This is a genomic window from Parasphingorhabdus sp., assembly GCF_039939955.1.
GTDB lineage: Bacteria > Pseudomonadota > Alphaproteobacteria > Sphingomonadales > Sphingomonadaceae > Parasphingorhabdus.
The window spans coordinates 328,489-346,059 of the sequence record NZ_JBDVHS010000002.1; the positions used below are offsets into that span (position 1 = coordinate 328,489).

Consider the following 17,571-nt stretch of genomic DNA (forward strand, 5'->3'; position numbering starts at 1 on the left):
AACGATCTCAGCCTAAATATCGCGATGCAAGATTTGCCTTAAAACCGAGGCCCTGCAGTCTTTGCAACTTCTATGCTTTGGCCTGCAACACAGGGCGAGCCACCGATACCTTTGTTTTTTTGCCCATCACATCCAGTAGCAACCAAACCCGGCGATCAGACACCGTTCGCTCAACTTGGCCGACTAAATTCGCGAAAGGGCCATCGGTCACGCGCACCTTTTCACCTTCTTCGAAAATTACATTCTTTCCAATCAATCCATCTTTATTGCAGCGAGACTTCAATTCCACAATAAGTTGGGCCGGTACGTCGGCAGCTTTGGTACCGAACCGGACCAATTGGGACACCCCGTAGGTGGAGCGAATAGCGTTAAGAGGGCTGGATCCATCGGCTAGGCCAACGAACAAATAGCCTGGAAAAAAGGGCATTATCTTTTCGATGAATTTGCCTCGCGAAATTCGCGTATTCGTTTCGAGGGGCAGAAAGACTTCGAATCCTTGTCTTGCAAGATTGTGCTTGGCGATCATTGCGCAATTCGGTTTGTATTGCGCCAAATGCCAAATGAGCTCAGAATTACCCCGCTTTTCTTCCATTCGGGTTATGATACCTGCTAAACCTATCATAGGCAATGAGTTTGGATGAAGAATCAGTCTATAGAGGTCGTAAACTCCAACGCCCAAGGCCTGTTGGGTGGCAGCTTGTCCTATTTTCTCATTGCCATCCGCAACAGATTGGCTATTGTTCAAAATTGAACGATGTATATGCTTTGCATGAATCTGAATCGTAGTCATACAGGCTTGTCACGCTGATGAGCTTGTGCGGTAGCCTGCCCGAAAACGTATGACGGCATTGCACAAACCTAATTTTCGTGAAGACACGCGATTTCGCGTGCTTCGACTGCTTCAGGAAGACCCAGAGCTATCGCAAAGGGAGTTGGCGGAGGCTCTTGGGATTAGTCTCGGGGCCGTGCACTATCTTTTGCGCGCTTTGATAGACATGGGCTTTGTAAAGCTCGGTAATTTTACCGCCGCTAAGGATAAGCGCCGATATGTCTATATCCTCACGCCCCGTGGCGCGACAGAGAAGGCCGCAATCACAAGGCGGTTTTTGGCGCGAAAGCTGTCAGAATATGAGGCTTTGAAGCAGGAGATTGCGGAGTTAAGGAATTCAGTTCGGGCGGATCCATCCGACGAACATCCTCGACCGGAATCCAAAGCCGTCGACGGCAGTCAGAGGCATGCGTAATAGTTTAGGAGTTTGCTTTATCGGGAGATCGTTTGGGATCATTTTTTGGAGCCATTATAGGAAAACCAAAACATTGCGATATGAGGACATAGAGGGGCTTTGTAAGAATATACGCTCTTGACTGAGGCTTTGGCACGCTATTCAGTGGCGTTTGAGTGCGGGGAGAGATATAGAGTGTTCGTCAATGGATAGAGGGTTGTCAGTAGTGTTCGAAAACGTTGCTTCGCTCGAAAATTGTTCGCATTCCAGGCTGGCGGAATTGATGCGCATGGAGCGCGGGTTTAACCTTTGAGGCAAAAAAGGGGCTCGCAATTCGAACATCACAATTTAGAATTAGGGCTAGGTGATTTTCAAGGAGTCGCGTCTAGCGGATGTACCTAAGCCGCCCAGCAACAAGGCCAAGCAATGTCATATTTTGAGTTTGGTTGCCTCAAACACAAAGCGTCAATTTCTAATGTGGGTCTTGCTAGGTTGAACACAGGCTAGGCCCCTGAAATACAACTAAATAGAAAGAAAAAATAGATGCTCTCAAATTCAACCATACTAGTGACCGGAGGGACGGGCTCATTCGGTCATGCGTTCGTTCCCATGACTTTGCAGAAATACAACCCTAAGAAGATCGTTATCCTCTCGCGTGACGAAATGAAGCAATGGGAAATGGCTAAGCTTTTTAAAGATGATCCAAGGATACGCTTCTTTCTGGGTGATATACGCGATCGTGAGCGCCTTTATCGCGCGCTGGATGGGGTTGATTACGTCGTTCATGCTGCGGCAACCAAGATTGTCCCAACGGCTGAGTACAATCCATTTGAATGCATTAAAACCAACGTGATTGGGGCGATGAATTTGATTGATGCTTGCATCGACAAGCGGGTAAAAAGAGTTGTAGCGCTATCTACCGACAAGGCGTCGTCGCCAATTAATCTTTATGGTGCGTCGAAATTGGCATCCGACAAGCTATTCGTCGCTGGTAACGCGTATTCCGGTGGTCATGTCACGTCTTTTGCGGTGGTACGATATGGCAACGTTATGGGCTCACGCGGATCTGTAATCCCTTTCTTTGTTTCCATTCGCGACAAAGGCACTCTCCCGATTACTGATCCCAGAATGACCAGATTTATGATCTCTCTTGAGCAGGGCGTCGAACTCGTTTGGCATGCTTTTGATGATATGGTGGGCGGGGAGATATATGTAAAAAAAATCCCTTCGATGAAAGTCACGGATGTTGCAAGGGTCATTGCGCCAGACGCGTGTCAGGAGGTTATTGGTATACGGCCCGGCGAGAAACTGCACGAACAAATGATCGGTATCGAGGATTCGCCTTTTACGTTTGAGTATGACGAGCATTTCAAGATTTTGCCATCGATCAATGATTGGGCATCATCTGAAGAACGGATCAAGGACGGTAAAAAGGTTGATCCGGATTTTGTGTATTCAAGTGAGAAGAATGATGAATGGATGGCCGACGATGAACTTTCGCGCTGGCTTGATAGCAATTCTGAGAAGTTGGGGGCTTTTTGATGTTCCCAAATTCGGTTGACCCAATGTTTGTTGACCAAATATTATCGACGGCTTTTGTGTCACCGATGCAAAAGGACTAGTGGTGATGAGGATCATGATCTTGGGGAGCAGCGGCATGTTGGGTCGCACGCTGACCGCTACGGCTCGTAAGGCTGGTTATAGTGTCATCGCCCACGCCATTCGGGCGCCTGGTGACGAATATGTACGTGGAGACTTAACTGTGCCGGAGACCGCTAAACGGCTTCTAGATGAGCACAGCCCGGATGTGGTTGTCAATTTGGTTGCGCTAACGAGTGTTGACCAGTGCGAAGCTGACATCGACCAGGCCTTTCAAATAAATGCTGGAATTCCGACCTCTCTTGCGATGGCGGCTAGCAGGAAAACTCGCCTCATTCACGTGTCGACCGATCATGTTTATGATGGTTGCAAATCAGCTCCTTCTCGAGAGTCGGAGACCCGTTTGCGCAATGCCTATGCTGTTACAAAGCTCGCCGGAGAGCTTCCAATCCTGACTCAAGGTAGTGTGGTATTGCGGACCAATTTTTTTGGTCCGAGTTATGACTTAAGGCGAAAGAGTTTCAGCGATGCCATTCTAAATGCGCTGGAGGGTGGGGCGGGCTTTTCGGGCTTCCATGACGTCTTTTTCAGCCCGTTATCAATGGTACGCCTTTCAACGGAGATCCTGCGCGTGGCGGAGGTTTGGTGCCCGGGACTGTATAATCTTGGATCGCGCGCAGGCCTCAGTAAGTTGGAATTTGCTCGTTTGGTCGCGACGCGATATGGTTATGATCCCGCCTTACTGAAATCCCAAAGCATTGACGACGCTGTTTTACCTGCTTCACGACCCCGCGGCATGGTAATGGATGTGACAGCTTTCGAGTCAGCATATGCTGCAATCCTGCCTACGCTTGAAGATGAAATCGAATCCTTGGAGCTCTGACGTGAACAAAAATCTCTCTACACCAAACCGCAGCTTTCAAATCGGCGATAAGACGATAGGTCAAGACGGCCCATCATATTTTATTGCCGATATTGGCGCCAACCACGACGGTGATTTGGAGCGCGCCAAGGAGCTGATCTGGATGTGCGCAGAGGCCGGCGCAGATGCAGCTAAGTTCCAGCACTTTGCCGCCGCTTCTATCGTCAGCGACCGCGGCTTTAAGACAATGGACCCCAAGGCGATGTCACACCAATCCGGTTGGAAGAAATCTGTTTTTGAAGTCTATCAGGGCGCTTCCATCAACCAAGGTTGGACAGGTCAATTAAAGGAATGTTGCGACGCAGCCGGTATTGCTTTTATGACTACTCCGTATTCACGCGAACTTGTAGATCTCGTGGATCCTTTCGTGCCGGCCTATAAGATCGGTTCTGGCGACATTACTTGGCTTTCTCATATTGAATATATTGCTTCAAAAGGTAAGCCGGTAATTTTGGCCTGTGGGGCCTCAACAATGGACGAAACGGTCCGTGCTGTCGAAGCGGTATTGCGTCACAGTGGCGATGTTGCGCTGTTGCAGTGTAATACAAACTATACTGCGAGCCTTAAAAACTTCGATTTCATTCAGCTCAATGTGCTCAAGACATTCGAGAGCATGTACCCGACAGCCATTCTTGGCCTATCGGACCATACACCGGGGCATACGACGACGCTGGGTGCAGTGGCCTTGGGTGGTCGGATCATCGAGAAACATTTTACGGATGACAATGATCGGGACGGTCCGGATCACAAATTTGCTATGAACCCATTGGCCTGGCGGGACATGGTTGACCGTACGCATGAACTAGAGCGCGCTTTGGGTGGGGGTGTGAAGAAGGTTGAGGGCAATGAGCAAGATACCGTTGTGGTCCAAAGGCGTAGTTTGCGGGCGAAGAAAGACCTGCCGGTGGGCCATGTGCTGGCGGCAACAGATATTGAGGCATTGCGGCCATGTCCGGCAGATGGGATTGCTCCGCATCTCTTTGAAGATCTTGTGGGGCGCACGGTCACAACAGAAATGCAAAGCGGGGACCACTTTATATGGTCGAGCCTGAACTGACTTCAAGCATGCTGCCACTTAAGCACCGCGCAATTGTAATTCCGGCTTTGAATGAGGCAAAAAAAATCGCGCGGGTGGTCGAGAATGTTCGAGCTTACGGTCAAGTCTTTGTTGTAGATGACGGTAGTACTGACTCGACAGGTGAACTGGCTTCGGCGTCAGGGGCAACGGTTGTGCGGCATGATACTCCACGCGGCTATGACGGTGCATTGTCAAGCGGGTTTGACGCTGCATTTTCTGCTGGTGCTAAGGCGGCCATAACCATCGATGCGGATGGCCAATTGCCTGCAGACGAAGTTCCTGTCTTTTTTGGAAAACTGGAAGAGGGTTACGATCTGGTTGTTGGAGAACGGCCATCGTTACCGCGAGTCTCCGAATGGCTTTTCGCTCGGCTGATGCGGATGTCAGGCAGTGTCGTGCGCGATCCTTTCTGTGGGCTAAAGGCGTATCGGTTGTCCTTCTATGCAGAGCACGGCCATTTCGATACCTACCAGTCCATTGGAACGGACCTAATGATCTTTGTGCTCCTTAGTCAAGGGCGCGTATTCAGTCTGCCAATCTCTGTTGAGCCGCGTGAAGGTGCTTCTCGCATGGGTTCACTTTTGCACGCTGAGTGGAAAATACTAAAGGCCGTTTGGCGCGGTATTCACCGGCTGTGGTTCAACCGTGCTCGACCGCCAAGCCACGACAAGGGATGTGACTGATCCATTGGTAAACGCAGAATCCGATTCACGGCAGACAGGAGTCCGAGAAGGTGCGGGGCAATGACCAAACCTCTAATCATACTGCAGGCACGGACAAGCTCGCGGCGTTTGCCCGCAAAATCCTTAGTGAGCTTTCGAGGTTACCCTCTGGCTATTTTGGCTGCACTTAGGGCGGCAACGGGTGGCAACAAGGTTATCCTAGCGACTTCGGATGATTCCTCCGATGACATGCTGGCGGCGGCGGCGGAAAAGCATAAAATTGAGTGCGTGCGCGGCTCTCTGGAAAATGTGCTCACCCGATTTCGTGAGGCAATCCAGGATGTACCGGACGAAACTCCAGTGGTTCGTCTAACCGGCGACAATCTTGTGCCTGATGGCGCGCTGATTTGTGAAATCATTGACGAATTGCGCGCCACGGGCGCTGGATACATAACTTCCGGTCACGGTTCAGGTTTGCCTTATGGCGTTTCGGTAGAGGTAACATATGCACGACATCTCCGAGCTGCGGATCGGGAGGCAACAACGGATTACGAACGCGAGCATGTCACCACTTGGGTGCGCGCCAATCAAGGCGTGACTGTATTTAGCCGTTATGCTTCCATGGAGCTGGGTCAATACCGCCTGACAGTCGATTCGCTAGATGATCTCGCTTCGATCAATCAGGTTTTCCCCGAAACGGACGACCCTATCAGCGTACCTTGGCGGGAGATTGTTTCTCGCGCGCATCTCGGTTTGTATCAACCAGGCTCCAACGTAGTCGGCGAAGATATGGTTCTTGGTACCGCACAATTAGGCATGCCCTACGGCGTCAATCGGGCGGGTTCACCGACTGGTACTGAGGCACAAACTTTGATTCGTACCGCTATTGCAAATGGAGTTGAATGGCTGGACACGGCGCGAGTCTATGGCAACAGTGAGTCGGTTTTGGGACAAGTTCTTGGTGGTGGATGGGATGGACGTTGCCGGGTTGTAACAAAGCTAGATACTCTAAATGGGTGGGGGGCAAGCGAATCCGAAAAAGGCGTACGCGCTGCGTCAGAAGTGAGTCTTCTAACGTCATTAAGGGAACTGAGAGTCTCCCGACTGGATGCCGTGCTGCTGCACCGGGCGGACCATTGGGCTGGTTGGAGTGGCGCAGTCGCCAACTTATTGCAGGAGTGGCGTGCGTCCGACCGAATCGGTGCAATTGGTGTTTCGGTTCAATCGCCTGAAGAGCTCAAATTTGCGCTCGCGGAATCAGCCATTTCTCATATTCAGATGCCGTTTAGTATTTTGGACCATCGCTGGAGTGGGCACATAGACGCTATCGAGCAGGCGAAGGCGGAACGTCCGTTGACGATCCATCTTCGAAGCGCGCTTCTGCAGGGGCTTTTATTGTCCAACGACCCGGCGCTATGGCGTCGCGCGCATGTTAGTGAATCCAGTCCCATAATAGGCTGGCTGGCAGATAAGGCTCGTGATTATGCGCAGTCCGACATTGCGGCTCTGTGTCTAAACTGGTGCAGGGCCCAAAGATGGTCAGATGGTGTGGTTGTAGGTATGGACAACATTGAGCAGCTTAATCACAATCTCGCGATCTTCTCTGCACCGGTTTTGCCACCTCATGCCATAGATGAGATTATAGCGAACCGTCCGCAGCTCGCGACGCACAGTCTCGACCCCGCCCAATGGAAACACGGAAGGTAGTTCGATTATTTTTGTCTTATCTGGTAAAACGGCGCTTGTGACAGGTGCCACAGGATATCTTGGCCGCGAGATGTGTTGGGCGCTAGCCCGGGCAGGTGCCGAAGTTCTAGTCAATTCGAGAATTGCTGAAAAGGCCGAGGCTTTTGCAGCGGAGCTGCGGCAGGCCGGCTTTGCGGCGACACCCGCTCCCTTTGACGTCGTCGACGAAGAGGCTATTACGGCTTTTGTCGATAGCAGGGCCGGTTCCCCGCTGCATGTGCTTGTTAATAACGCCTATGCAGGAGTTGGAGGCACTATCGAAACTTCAAATTCTGAGCAATTTCGTACAAGCTACGAAATGACCGTAATCTCTGCGAACCAGATCCTCCAGGCGACGCTGCCACTTTTGCGCGGCGCCATCGCTGAAAGCGGCGATGCCTCGGTGATCAATATCTGTTCGATGTACGGTGTCGTTAGCCCAGACCTTCGGGTATATGAGACCCCTGAGGGTTCTAACCCACCGTTCTACGGAGCCGCGAAGGCGGCGTTTATCCAATATACTAGATACGCGGCTTGTGAGTTTGGGCCTGAAGGGTTGCGTGTGAACGCTATTGCACCGGGGCCCTTCCCTTCCCATTCGGTGCAAGAAGCAGACCCACAATTCGTTAAAACCTTGGCTGCCAAGGTACCCATGCGCCGCATTGGTAGCGCTGCCGAAATTGGCGGACCCGTTGTTTTCTTGGCTTCCTCCCTTTCGACTTATGTGAACGGGGCTGTGCTGCCTGTGGATGGTGGTTGGACGGCCTGGTGAATATGGATAGGTTCGCTTGCCCGAGTTTGCGAACGTCGAAGGTAGAGCGATCTGCGCCTAGGTTTTTTGTATAATCCTATGTTCGCTCAGTTAATGGGTACTAAAATCGGACTACAAGGTTCTGGAGGCTAAACGATGAACGCAATTGCAAAATTCTCGAAGGCATTGATCAAAGACGCGTGGCAAGAATTTTTTGGTGGAAAAGGCGAATTTGGTGAGCTGACACAAAAGACCGCACTCGTCTTTGAGGGCAGCCTGTCTAGGGAAGTGTGTGACACTCTTATCCAAGAAATCGAGCGAGTACTTGCGGATCGGTCTCACCCTAGGATTTGGAGAGATGCACTTGGTGCGGACTGCCGTATACTTGGTTTTGAAAAGGACATTGGGGGCCTGATCGATCACTTCGAAATCAAGCGCCGGTTACTGGCAATTGGAGAGTATTTGGGAACACCGATCCAGTCATGGCACCTGATGGCCAACCGGGTTGTGCCGAGGGAAGACAATCTTGGTTCAGGTGGCGGTTGGCATCGCGATTCCCCGTACTCCCATGAGGTGAAGTGCATTTGGTATCTCAATGACGTAGCGAGCGAGAATGGTCCATTCCAATTCTTGCCGGATTCACACCGTAAGACGATTGCGATGCGCAAAGAATATCCTTTGGGAGACAGTCGATTCGAGGCGCTGATGGCGGAAGACATGCCCGTAGAGGTAACGGGAAAGGCTGGATCGCTGCTTGTCTGCGACACCAAGTGCGTCCATCGCGGAAAGCCAATCGAAGAAGGTGCGCGCTATGCCGTCACAATCTACACCTCCCCCAACGCGGAAGACAAAAAGCGCCGCGTAATAAACATCGAAGACTGATTGAATGACTGGGGAAGTGCCATGGATTTAGTTTTTCACCTTGGGTTAACAAAAACAGGCAGCTCGTTTCTGCAGCACAAGGTTTTTGACGGGAAAATTCATACCCTTGATAGGTCCATAGGTTATGAACAGGACGTGAGAATCGCGCGCCAATTCCAGGATTTTTTCTTGAAGAGCGACCGATCTGCTTGGCGGTCAAGTAAAGGCCGTTCATGGTTTGATAAGCTGAACGAGGGGTATGATACGTCGGCTCTGATTAGTCATGAAAGTCTTTACGACCATATCCCGTTCATAGTCCCCGATGGCAGGCTGATAAAAGAGCCGGAGCTTCTTAGTGAAAGACTAGCGTCAATTGGCGAATTCTGCTGGCCGCATGGGAATGTAAAAGTGTTCTTCTTTTTTCGAAGACAAGCTGATTGGTTCGCTTCAATCTACTCGCATGTGGCTTATACTCTTTCTTCCCCTTCTCAGGAGCATTTTGAACGCAGTACAAGGGAAATTCTGGCCGGCCGAGCTCCCGGAAGCCATGTCGTCGACTATGCACGACTCCATGAAGCATTGGCAAATGTGCTTGGTCCCGAAAACGTCCTTGCGCTACCATACGAAGCGTTCGCAGATCGTGAGACATGGGGAAAGATCAAGAATTTCAGTAACCTTCCGATTCAGTTTGATCGCATTCAGTTTACCGACACAAGCGTCAACACAAAGAGGCAAGGAGATTCGGGCAAGTGGCGACCAGCATCGAAGATCACGCTTCTCGGCCGTTCTCGCCTGGCCCAATCGGTACAAAGGATGCTGCCAACATCTGTCAGTCAAAGTCTGAAGAAGAGAGTTAAGAGAACGTTCGAGGCGACGTGGAATATCTCCATGCCTGATGATCTGAGAGATGAGATACAAAGCCACTACGCCATTAGCAATCAGCGTCTGTCAGACATCTGCGGTGTAGATCTCGCGGTTCATCAATATTTTCCACCCGGCCCAAGCAACGCGTTTGATGGTTAGGCTACTGGGTCTACGAGTCGGGGCACTGTTGCTCCGGCCGCTTGCAATTCTACTTGAGGGCCTAATTGTCTCGGACGGCTATGTGCTCGTGTTCGCAATGCCGCTCGCAATGATGGCGTTGACTATCTCATCGATCCCAGTGCATCGCGAATATTATCAGAATAGAATGGCGGACGCGGCGCATGGACTGAAATATGCATCAGCGCTTGGCGTCATTCTGCTTCTTGGTTTTGCGGTTTTACTAGGGTTTCTTCACCTTCCTCAATTGGCCATGAATAGCGTTCTAGTTTGGGCGACAGTCTTTCTATTTTTGATTGAGAAGTTGGCAGATGAAATCTCGAGAGTGCTTGAATTCCGTAAGCATTTTTTGAGTTGGTTCTTGGCTCAAGCTCTGCGCTCCGGTTGGCTTTTGGTGCCGCTCGCCGCGAGCGCAGCGGGGGCAACTTACATACTATCTTTTCTTATTGTCTCCATCTTGATGGCAGGCGCCTTCCTCTTCTTCTTTGTGCGCGTCATAGGATTCGTCCCGTTGCCTCGTCTAAAGGGTTTTTCATTGATCCGTGGAAATCTGGTCTTTCTTGCAGGGGCGTTTTTGGCCGCGTCGCATCGACAAGTCCCGCGCATCCTTGTAGCACGCCTGTTTCCCGAGTTTGCGCATATTTATTTGGCGATAGCGCAACTCGCTCAAGGTGCGGCACTGATCTTTAATGTCCGATACCAAATCCCTTACAGAAAGGTGATTGTTCGAAAGACCGCATTGTTTCAGAAACTTAAGCATCCATTGATGGTACGAATGCTCGTTTTCCCGGCCATCATTGCACCGCTTTGTATACTGGGGCTCAGATACGTGCCGATGGACGACTTTTCCCAGACTGAAATGGCTATAGTGTTGGCCCCCGTATTGATCGCCGACGCACTGGTGGCTGCCATTTTGGCGGCGCATTTAGGGTATCTCACATGGTTCGCGGACCGGAAATCAGCCTTCTTCACTTATCTGATTGCCCTAGCTATACCGCTCGCAGTCCTTTTGTTGTTCTGTGTGTTGCCGATAGACATTCAACTGACGGTGTTTTCGTTGGCGGGAATCTCTATCCTAGTCGGAATTACTTGGATTGCCGTCATCGTGGGCCGACATTTTCGCGTGCCTAGCCGAGGAAAAGCTTAGTGAAGGACATTTTATGAAGCGAGTATGGACACTCGATGGCCTGCGCGGCTTGGCGGCGATATCGGTTGTTATATATCATGGTCTCTACTGGCATGGGGATTTGCTTTACAGCTCGGCAGGCCGCTTTGCTGTATATTTATTCTTCATTCTATCCGCGATGACAATGATGAAGGTCTATGCTGGCCGGTTCTCTGCAGGACTGGACGTGCGTTCGCTAAATTCGTTCTATCGCAACAGGGTAGCGCGCATCCTACCTCTGCTTGCTTTAGTGGCGGCGCTAAATTTTGTCTTCGAGCTTCTCAGAGGTGGAAATCTGGTTGTAGAGGGACCCAAAGCTATTTTGACCGCAACTGGCGCGTTCGGTTTCGGTGCGGCCGGCATTCTTTCAAACTCTGCTGGCGCATGGTCGATTGGCATCGAGATTGTGTTTTACGCTGTCTTTCCATTGGTAGCTCTGCTTGCTCATAATGCGCAGCTTCGAACTCTCATCCTTGGGGCTGTTGCGCTGACCGTTCTCCAATTTGCGCATAATCTTTTCGTGTTTTCCACCTACGGTGCCGACACTTATTGGCCTATATACATCATGCCAATTAGTTTTGCGGCTTACTTTGCTTGGGGCTTGGTTCTGGGGCGCCTTTCTCCTAAGCCAATATCTTTCGGCTGGATCGGGGTTCCCGCCATATTGGTCCTCATTTGGATCTCCCTCGTTGGTTGGCAATCTATATCATCACTGTTGGCCTGGCCTGGCGCATTGATTGTTCCGCTGTTTCTTTCGGGCGGGACCTACTTGATCTATTGTTGGACGCACCCCTCATGGTTCATCCCAAGTTTCCGTTTTCTTGGCGAAGTTAGTTATTCGCTTTACCTACTCCACCCGCTGGTCTATTTTGGCCTGACTAGAACATTTTGGCCGGCCAATACCGGCAACGTCCTACAGTTCGTTGTGTTGTTCGTAATGACGTCCCTGATTACCGCTTGGTTGGCACATCATTTATTTGAGAAACCCATGCGTCGTTGGATTAGATCGGCAGGACGAAGTGCAACTCTTGATAAGTCGGAGTATTGATTGTGGTAGACGCTACTAGCCCAAGGGCGCGCGTCCCAGGGCGAAACATTGCCAGAACTTCCATTGGCAAGCGCCGCCGTTTGGGGCTTAGTTTTGGCGAGCAGGTGGTGATAATATATTTCGCCGTTTTTTATTTTGCGCCGATATTGATCGATCTATTTTTCGACTTAGATATAAAGTATAAACTTCAAGGCGATCAGCCCACTGCTGCGGCTTTTCTTTTCGCAGCCTTATATTTGGGCGTGCTCCTTTTCCTAAGAAAATCAGTCAACCTGAATATTCGTGTGAACATTCCCTTTCGGAATAAGATCGCCAATCCGGTCCTTATTTTTCTAACGTTTGGGGCCTTTTTGCTTCTGGCTTTGTTCTTTTCGATCCAATTTAACGCCTCATTCCGCCATACTAACAGCCACTCATCTGCTGGTTTGATCCCGATTGCGACGTTTTGCTTGAAAGTGATAGCATCGGCTTATGTTTTCGCTTCAATGTCTGATAAGCGTTTCATCGAGCTAAGTTGGTATCATTACGCTCTGTTTCTTTGTGCGATCTACTTTTCCTTCTCTGGGTCTTATGACGTAATCTTTGCTATGATTTGCCTCTTTGCGTGGTTCAAATCATCCCGCGTAGGCTTGATCCAGTGGGTGCGCCGGCGGTTCGGAAAGCTAGGAGTTTTTTTCCTGATTGCGGCGGTCCCTGCCGTCGTATTTGCCGGGCTGGCAAACAAGATCGGTTTTCAAGAGGCCTTCCAGTATCTTTCAGTTGGTGGGATTGAACGAACCATCGAAATCTTCTCGAACCGATTATTCTACCACTCATATTCGCTCGCATACCATTTAAATCATATTGGAGAGTCTTTCAGTCTTGGGCTCAAGGCTTTGGATATTGTCAGCTTCCAAACCATGAGGCGTGCGTATGTCCTTATTGGCGTGGTCATGCCGAACGAAACACTGGAGACGGTGAGCCGGCTGAATTACCTTCTTATTTCTGGTTGGAACTCCTCCAGTGATGCAGGCGCTTCACCAGGGATGCTTGGGTCACTGTTCTTCTTGCCCGGTAGTGTTTTTGCTTTGCCACTGCACCTTGTGCTAATCTATAATGCGATTGGAATGCTTGATAATATTATGGGTCCCGCAAAATACAGCCCGCTTGCCTATTTGGCTGGATTGGTAGTTATGCAGGCGCTGGCCGACTCTATGATGGACAAGCTTAATCCCATTGGTGTCGGTTTTATCACTTTGGTGATTTATGCAACTTTATCCAGCTATGCCCGAACTTTGCCTGACCCCGCGCATTCGGCAAGGCGTGCAAGCCGACAAGCTAGTAATTGAACGAGAAGCGACGATGCCGAAAACCGCTTGTCGACAACAAGACCTCGAGCTTCTGCTTGCCGAGGTCCAAGAGTTTTATGGGCAGACGATCTACGCAGGCATGGAAGGCGGGATCGCTAAAAAGAAGCCAATCTATCGCCTGCTTTTTGCAATCGTGCGCCGTGGTTCAAGTTTCCGGATCTTTAGCCTGCTCTTGCTTGTTGGGGTGCTCCTTTTCCATCGCCATCTCCGGTGCCCACAGAAACGCAAGCAGATATTCCAATATGGACTTAGCCGGAATAATATTGTCGCATTTGAGCGATTGAATGTTTGCTTATCTGGCCGGTACGACGCTGAAATCGATGTTAACGGACTTCCTGCCTCACTTAGATCGAGAATTGCAACTGCCGTTTCACTGTCCAGACTTTGGCAGGGGGCAAGCGTTTTGGAACGCTATCGGCACCGCGAAGCACTCCCTCACCTACAAACGGCAATCGCAATCGCGGCGCATCTTTTTTATACTCGCCACCCATTGCCTTCTCAAGTCTCGCTTCTATGCGTGGCAACAGATCATTCGCCTGTCGCGATGGCGCTCCTGTTTATTGCTCGCCGTTCTGGCCTGAAAACCTGCTACATTCAGCACGCTCCGGTGACTGAGTATTTCCCGCCTCTCAATTACGATCTTTCACTTTTGTACGATCAAGCCTCTGTTGCGGCTTATACGAAAGCGGCAGCGAGACGGGGAATTTCGAGAAAGCAGCGGATCGTCATTTTGACACCTTTTGCGGAAGAGTTCAAACAACCGCAAAGTACGCGCCGACCTTATAGAATTGGGATGTGCCTTAGTGCCGTCCCGCAGGTTGCGCAATTGACAGGCCTTATGGAGCAGGTTTCCAATCATTCATCGGTCTCGCAGATTGTGTTGAGGTGTCACCCACGGTTCCGCTTTGAGGTATCCCACGAGAACTTTGGTGCGCCGGTAGTTCTTCAAGAACAAAATGCCTCTTTGGCTTCATTTTTGGACAGCGTGGATATTGTGTTAGTCCCAAGCAGCGGGGTCACGATAGAAGCGCTCCATCGCGGCAAGCCTACATTTTACACAGACGGGATGGATGAGCTTCCTGAAGACTATTATGGATTTGTCGCCGAGGGCATTCTACCCAAGTTTGATCTTACCGTGTTGGATGATAGTGACTTGATCGCTGCACATTTTGACGCTGTCTGGAAAGCGCGTTTTGTTAGGTACGATGCGACAGTCGATTCCGCGGTTGCATCGGCACATCAAAGCGTGGCTAATGCAATAGCAGGATTGACAAGGAAAATTGATGCATGATTATTTTTGACCTTAGTACAATGGAGGTGTGTCGGGTGCGACCAAGTTTCAAAAGGCGTTATGTTGACGCGCTGTTAGTCTAAGGCTGGATGTGATGACCGAGAAAACTGCTGAAAATGCGAATGCCTCAATGCCTGAGAATATTGTGGACCGACCATTGGTGAGTATCATTACGCCGACCTATAATTCTGCTGACTTTATCGAAGAGACTATATCGTCTGTCATGAAGCAGGAATACCAGAATTGGGAGCATATTATTGTTGACGATGCATCGACAGACGGCACGGCACTGGCCGTCAATGAACTGATTTCGCAAGACAGCCGCATCAAGTTCATACAGCTAGAGACGAACTCGGGTGCTGCTATTGCCAGAAACACTGCCATCAGCGCAGCTGCAGGCCGCTATATCGCCTTCCTTGACGCCGATGACCTATGGTTGCCTGCCAAGCTGTCGGTTCAGATCGAGTATATGTTGCGGACTGGCGCGTCATTCACTTTCTCCAGCTACGGGCTAATTGATGGTTCCGGGGACAAGATTGGGTCGGTCGAAGTCCCTAAAAAAGCGACCTATAACAGCTTGCTGCGCAACAATTGGATAGGCTGCCTTACTGCAGTTTATGATACCGAACAGATTGGTAAAATCAAGATGCCGCTTATTAGAAAGCGGCAAGATCTCGGCCTGTGGCTTCGGATCTTGAAACAGATACCTCAAGCCGAGGGACTAAAGGAAACCCTCGCTATGTATCGCGTCCGGCCGGGGTCCATTTCGCATAACAAGGTTGATGCCGCCCGATACACTTGGCAACTCTATCGCCATGTTGAAGCGCTGCCATTTTTATACGCAGTGTACTATTTTTCATGCTACGCGCTCAACGGACTTTTTAAGACGCGTCATAAGCCGTTTCGGCCCGATCTTGCTTAATCTGCTCGCCAAGGGTGTGGTTCCAAGGATGCCCAAGCAAGCATCCGGTGCCCTTTGTGATGACCTTTCCTCAGCGAATCCTCACTTTCAGTTAGATGGGCTAGTGATATGAAGCGTATTGGCATTACCGGGGCCACAGGATTTATCGGGCTTGCTCTAACCAAGCGTTGGGCTGCCCGTGCGGATATCGTTCCTATAGTGCGCAATCCGCAAAGCGACCTAACCGCAGCTATCGCCATAGGCGACATCAATGGTGAAACGAATTGGACCCCCGCTGTCTCAGGTCTCGATGTTATTGTTCACTGTGCTGGACGCGCTCATGTTTTGAAGGAGCAGGAAGTAGACCCATTAGAGGCATTTCGTGTTGTCAATGTGGAAGCGACGACCAAACTGGCTGAAGATGCAATCGCAGCTGGGGTAAGGCGCCTCGTTTTTTTGAGCTCCGTCGGGGTCATGGGTGATCCGCAAGATCGCGACGGTTTGCTGAGACTGACAGATAGTCCTTTGCCTACAAATGCTTATTCCGTTTCAAAGTTGGAAGCCGAGAAAGCGTTGCGGAGGGTAGAAGCGTCGAGCGACCTTGAGGTCGTTATTGTACGCCCGCCCTTGGTCTACGGGCCTGGTGCACCTGCCAATTTTCAACGTTTTGTGAATATCTTAGGCAAAGGGATTCCGCTTCCTCTAGGTCGGGTAAGCGCGCTGCGGTCCTTTGTCGGCATTGAGAATTTGTCGGAATTTCTGTGGCTTTGTACAAGTGCGCGTGCTGCGGCAGGCAGAACATTCTTCGTGTCGGATGGAGATGATCTTTCGACAGCAGATTTAGCACGACTAATTGCGAAGCATCTCGGCGTCCCAGCAAGGCTTTTGCCGGTCCCGCCATCCTGGCTTCGCATGGCTGGAAAGCTCGTGGGGCGAACGGGCGACGTCGAACGCCTTCTCAGCAATTTACGCGTTGACTTATCAGCGAATATGCAGATCTTGGGCTGGCAGCCTGCGCACAGTACAGAAGACCAAATCACGAACGCTCTTTTAAAACCTTGAACGCAGAACCCCATTCGGAAGGTTGCGAGCTAGCTTCTCTATACTATTGCATCACCGCTGCCGCCGCCTAGGAGGGTCCGAGCGAGGATTATCAAGTCTCCACTGAACGACTGCTGATTGAGGTAACGAGCATCGATTTCTGCCAATTTTCTGGGTGTCGACATGTCAATGCCAGCAATTTGAGCTAAACCTGTTATCCCCGGCCGTATTTCATAAACGCCCCGCTTGGACCGTTCCTCAATCAAGTCGGCTTGAACCGGTAAGCATGGCCGTGGGCCAACAAAGCTCATTTCTCCCGTCAACACGTTCCAAATCTGAGGAAGTTCATCAAGCTTGATAGCTCGAAAGATCCTTCCGGACTTGAGCATCGTCTGTGTTCCCACTTCATGCGATGGTAGGTTTTTGGTTTGCGCTGTCATAGTACGCAATTTCACAAGCCGGAAATGCTCTGTCCCGAGGCCCACTCTAGTCTGAAAAAATAATGGATTGGTTCGAGCTTCTATAAGCACCACCAAGGCGCAGACCGCAATCGTCAATGCAGCTGGTAACGCCATTGCGATTGCCAAGGTTAGGTCGAGTATTCGCTTAATGCGGATTGTCATGAGTGCTTTCTCAAAATGAATTTGAACTTCGTTGCCTTCTCGTCGTTCGCGCTTTGCGTTTCTTACATTCGAATATTGGCGGCCTCCCCATTCTTAAATTTCTCTCATTCAGTTCCAAAGTTCACAGGGCATTTAACGCACCCTGTATCTTCCTAGGTTTATCTCTAATGTACGTTACATTGCGTATGTGAATACTGGCGAATGTAAAGGTGTTTGGGCAGGCGGAACCTTGTCGATCCGATTGCCCATTAGCCCCTCTGACTCCCAATTCCAACAAATTCATTTATTCGC

The 17,571-nt window shown here is 50.4% G+C and carries 17 protein-coding genes; 15 read left to right on the forward strand and 2 right to left on the reverse strand.

Annotation, left to right across the window (positions count from 1 at the left end):
- Window positions 1-70: 70 nt before the first annotated feature.
- Complete coding sequence (locus ABJG22_RS01855; RefSeq protein ID WP_348018531.1) at window positions 71-745, reverse strand: transcriptional activator RfaH; 675 nt, start codon at window positions 743-745, stop codon at window positions 71-73.
- Window positions 746-839: 94 nt separating this feature from the next.
- Between ABJG22_RS01855 and ABJG22_RS01860 the strand changes: the two genes are divergently transcribed.
- The 15 genes from ABJG22_RS01860 to ABJG22_RS01930 all read left to right on the forward strand — a co-directional run bounded on the left by ABJG22_RS01860 (window position 840) and on the right by ABJG22_RS01930 (window position 16,678).
- A complete protein-coding gene (locus ABJG22_RS01860) occupies window positions 840-1,244 on the forward strand; it encodes a MarR family EPS-associated transcriptional regulator (RefSeq protein ID WP_348018532.1) in 405 nt (134 codons plus the stop codon).
- A gap of 522 nt (window positions 1,245-1,766) precedes the next feature.
- Entirely contained in the window at window positions 1,767-2,765 is a 999-nt protein-coding gene (pseB, locus tag ABJG22_RS01865) for a UDP-N-acetylglucosamine 4,6-dehydratase (inverting) (RefSeq protein ID WP_348018533.1), read from the forward strand.
- A gap of 94 nt (window positions 2,766-2,859) precedes the next feature.
- Complete coding sequence (locus ABJG22_RS01870; protein ID WP_348018779.1) at window positions 2,860-3,705, forward strand: SDR family oxidoreductase; 846 nt, start codon at window positions 2,860-2,862, stop codon at window positions 3,703-3,705.
- 1 nt (window position 3,706) lies between these two features.
- Window positions 3,707-4,801, forward strand: a complete 1,095-nt coding sequence (locus tag ABJG22_RS01875; protein ID WP_348018534.1) for an N-acetylneuraminate synthase family protein — start codon at window positions 3,707-3,709, stop codon at window positions 4,799-4,801.
- Window positions 4,783-5,505 carry a glycosyltransferase family 2 protein gene (locus tag ABJG22_RS01880; RefSeq protein WP_348018535.1) on the forward strand — a complete coding sequence of 241 codons (723 nt, stop codon included), beginning with the start codon at window positions 4,783-4,785 and terminating at the stop codon, window positions 5,503-5,505. Before ABJG22_RS01875 ends, ABJG22_RS01880 begins: the two co-directional genes overlap by 19 nt.
- Before the next feature lie 60 nt (window positions 5,506-5,565).
- Entirely contained in the window at window positions 5,566-7,191 is a 1,626-nt protein-coding gene (locus ABJG22_RS01885; protein ID WP_348018536.1) for an aldo/keto reductase, read from the forward strand.
- Between the two features lie 37 nt (window positions 7,192-7,228).
- Window positions 7,229-7,981: an SDR family oxidoreductase gene (locus ABJG22_RS01890; RefSeq protein ID WP_348018537.1), complete on the forward strand. Its 753-nt coding sequence runs from the start codon at window positions 7,229-7,231 to the stop codon at window positions 7,979-7,981.
- Between the two features lie 135 nt (window positions 7,982-8,116).
- On the forward strand, window positions 8,117-8,842 hold the full coding sequence (locus ABJG22_RS01895) for a phytanoyl-CoA dioxygenase family protein (RefSeq protein ID WP_348018538.1): 726 nt from the start codon (window positions 8,117-8,119) through the stop codon (window positions 8,840-8,842).
- 21 nt (window positions 8,843-8,863) lie between these two features.
- Window positions 8,864-9,844: a hypothetical protein gene (locus ABJG22_RS01900; RefSeq protein WP_348018539.1), complete on the forward strand. Its 981-nt coding sequence runs from the start codon at window positions 8,864-8,866 to the stop codon at window positions 9,842-9,844.
- 109 nt (window positions 9,845-9,953) lie between these two features.
- Entirely contained in the window at window positions 9,954-11,009 is a 1,056-nt protein-coding gene (locus ABJG22_RS01905; RefSeq protein WP_348018540.1) for a hypothetical protein, read from the forward strand.
- A 13-nt stretch (window positions 11,010-11,022) separates the two neighbouring features.
- The gene (locus ABJG22_RS01910; RefSeq protein WP_348018541.1) at window positions 11,023-12,075 is read left to right on the forward strand and encodes an acyltransferase; all 1,053 of its coding nucleotides are present in this window, start codon (window positions 11,023-11,025) and stop codon (window positions 12,073-12,075) included.
- A gap of 2 nt (window positions 12,076-12,077) precedes the next feature.
- A complete protein-coding gene (locus ABJG22_RS01915; RefSeq protein ID WP_348018542.1) occupies window positions 12,078-13,403 on the forward strand; it encodes a hypothetical protein in 1,326 nt (441 codons plus the stop codon).
- Window positions 13,339-14,715, forward strand: a complete 1,377-nt coding sequence (locus tag ABJG22_RS01920) for a hypothetical protein (RefSeq protein ID WP_348018543.1) — start codon at window positions 13,339-13,341, stop codon at window positions 14,713-14,715. Before ABJG22_RS01915 ends, ABJG22_RS01920 begins: the two co-directional genes overlap by 65 nt.
- A gap of 94 nt (window positions 14,716-14,809) precedes the next feature.
- Window positions 14,810-15,637 carry a glycosyltransferase family 2 protein gene (locus ABJG22_RS01925; RefSeq protein ID WP_348018544.1) on the forward strand — a complete coding sequence of 276 codons (828 nt, stop codon included), beginning with the start codon at window positions 14,810-14,812 and terminating at the stop codon, window positions 15,635-15,637.
- A 108-nt stretch (window positions 15,638-15,745) separates the two neighbouring features.
- A complete protein-coding gene (locus ABJG22_RS01930; RefSeq protein ID WP_348018545.1) occupies window positions 15,746-16,678 on the forward strand; it encodes an NAD-dependent epimerase/dehydratase family protein in 933 nt (310 codons plus the stop codon).
- Between the two features lie 38 nt (window positions 16,679-16,716).
- Here the strand turns inward: ABJG22_RS01930 and ABJG22_RS01935 are convergent, their stop codons facing one another.
- Window positions 16,717-17,280 carry a sugar transferase gene (locus ABJG22_RS01935; protein WP_348018546.1) on the reverse strand — a complete coding sequence of 188 codons (564 nt, stop codon included), beginning with the start codon at window positions 17,278-17,280 and terminating at the stop codon, window positions 16,717-16,719.
- Window positions 17,281-17,571: the final 291 nt, after the last annotated feature.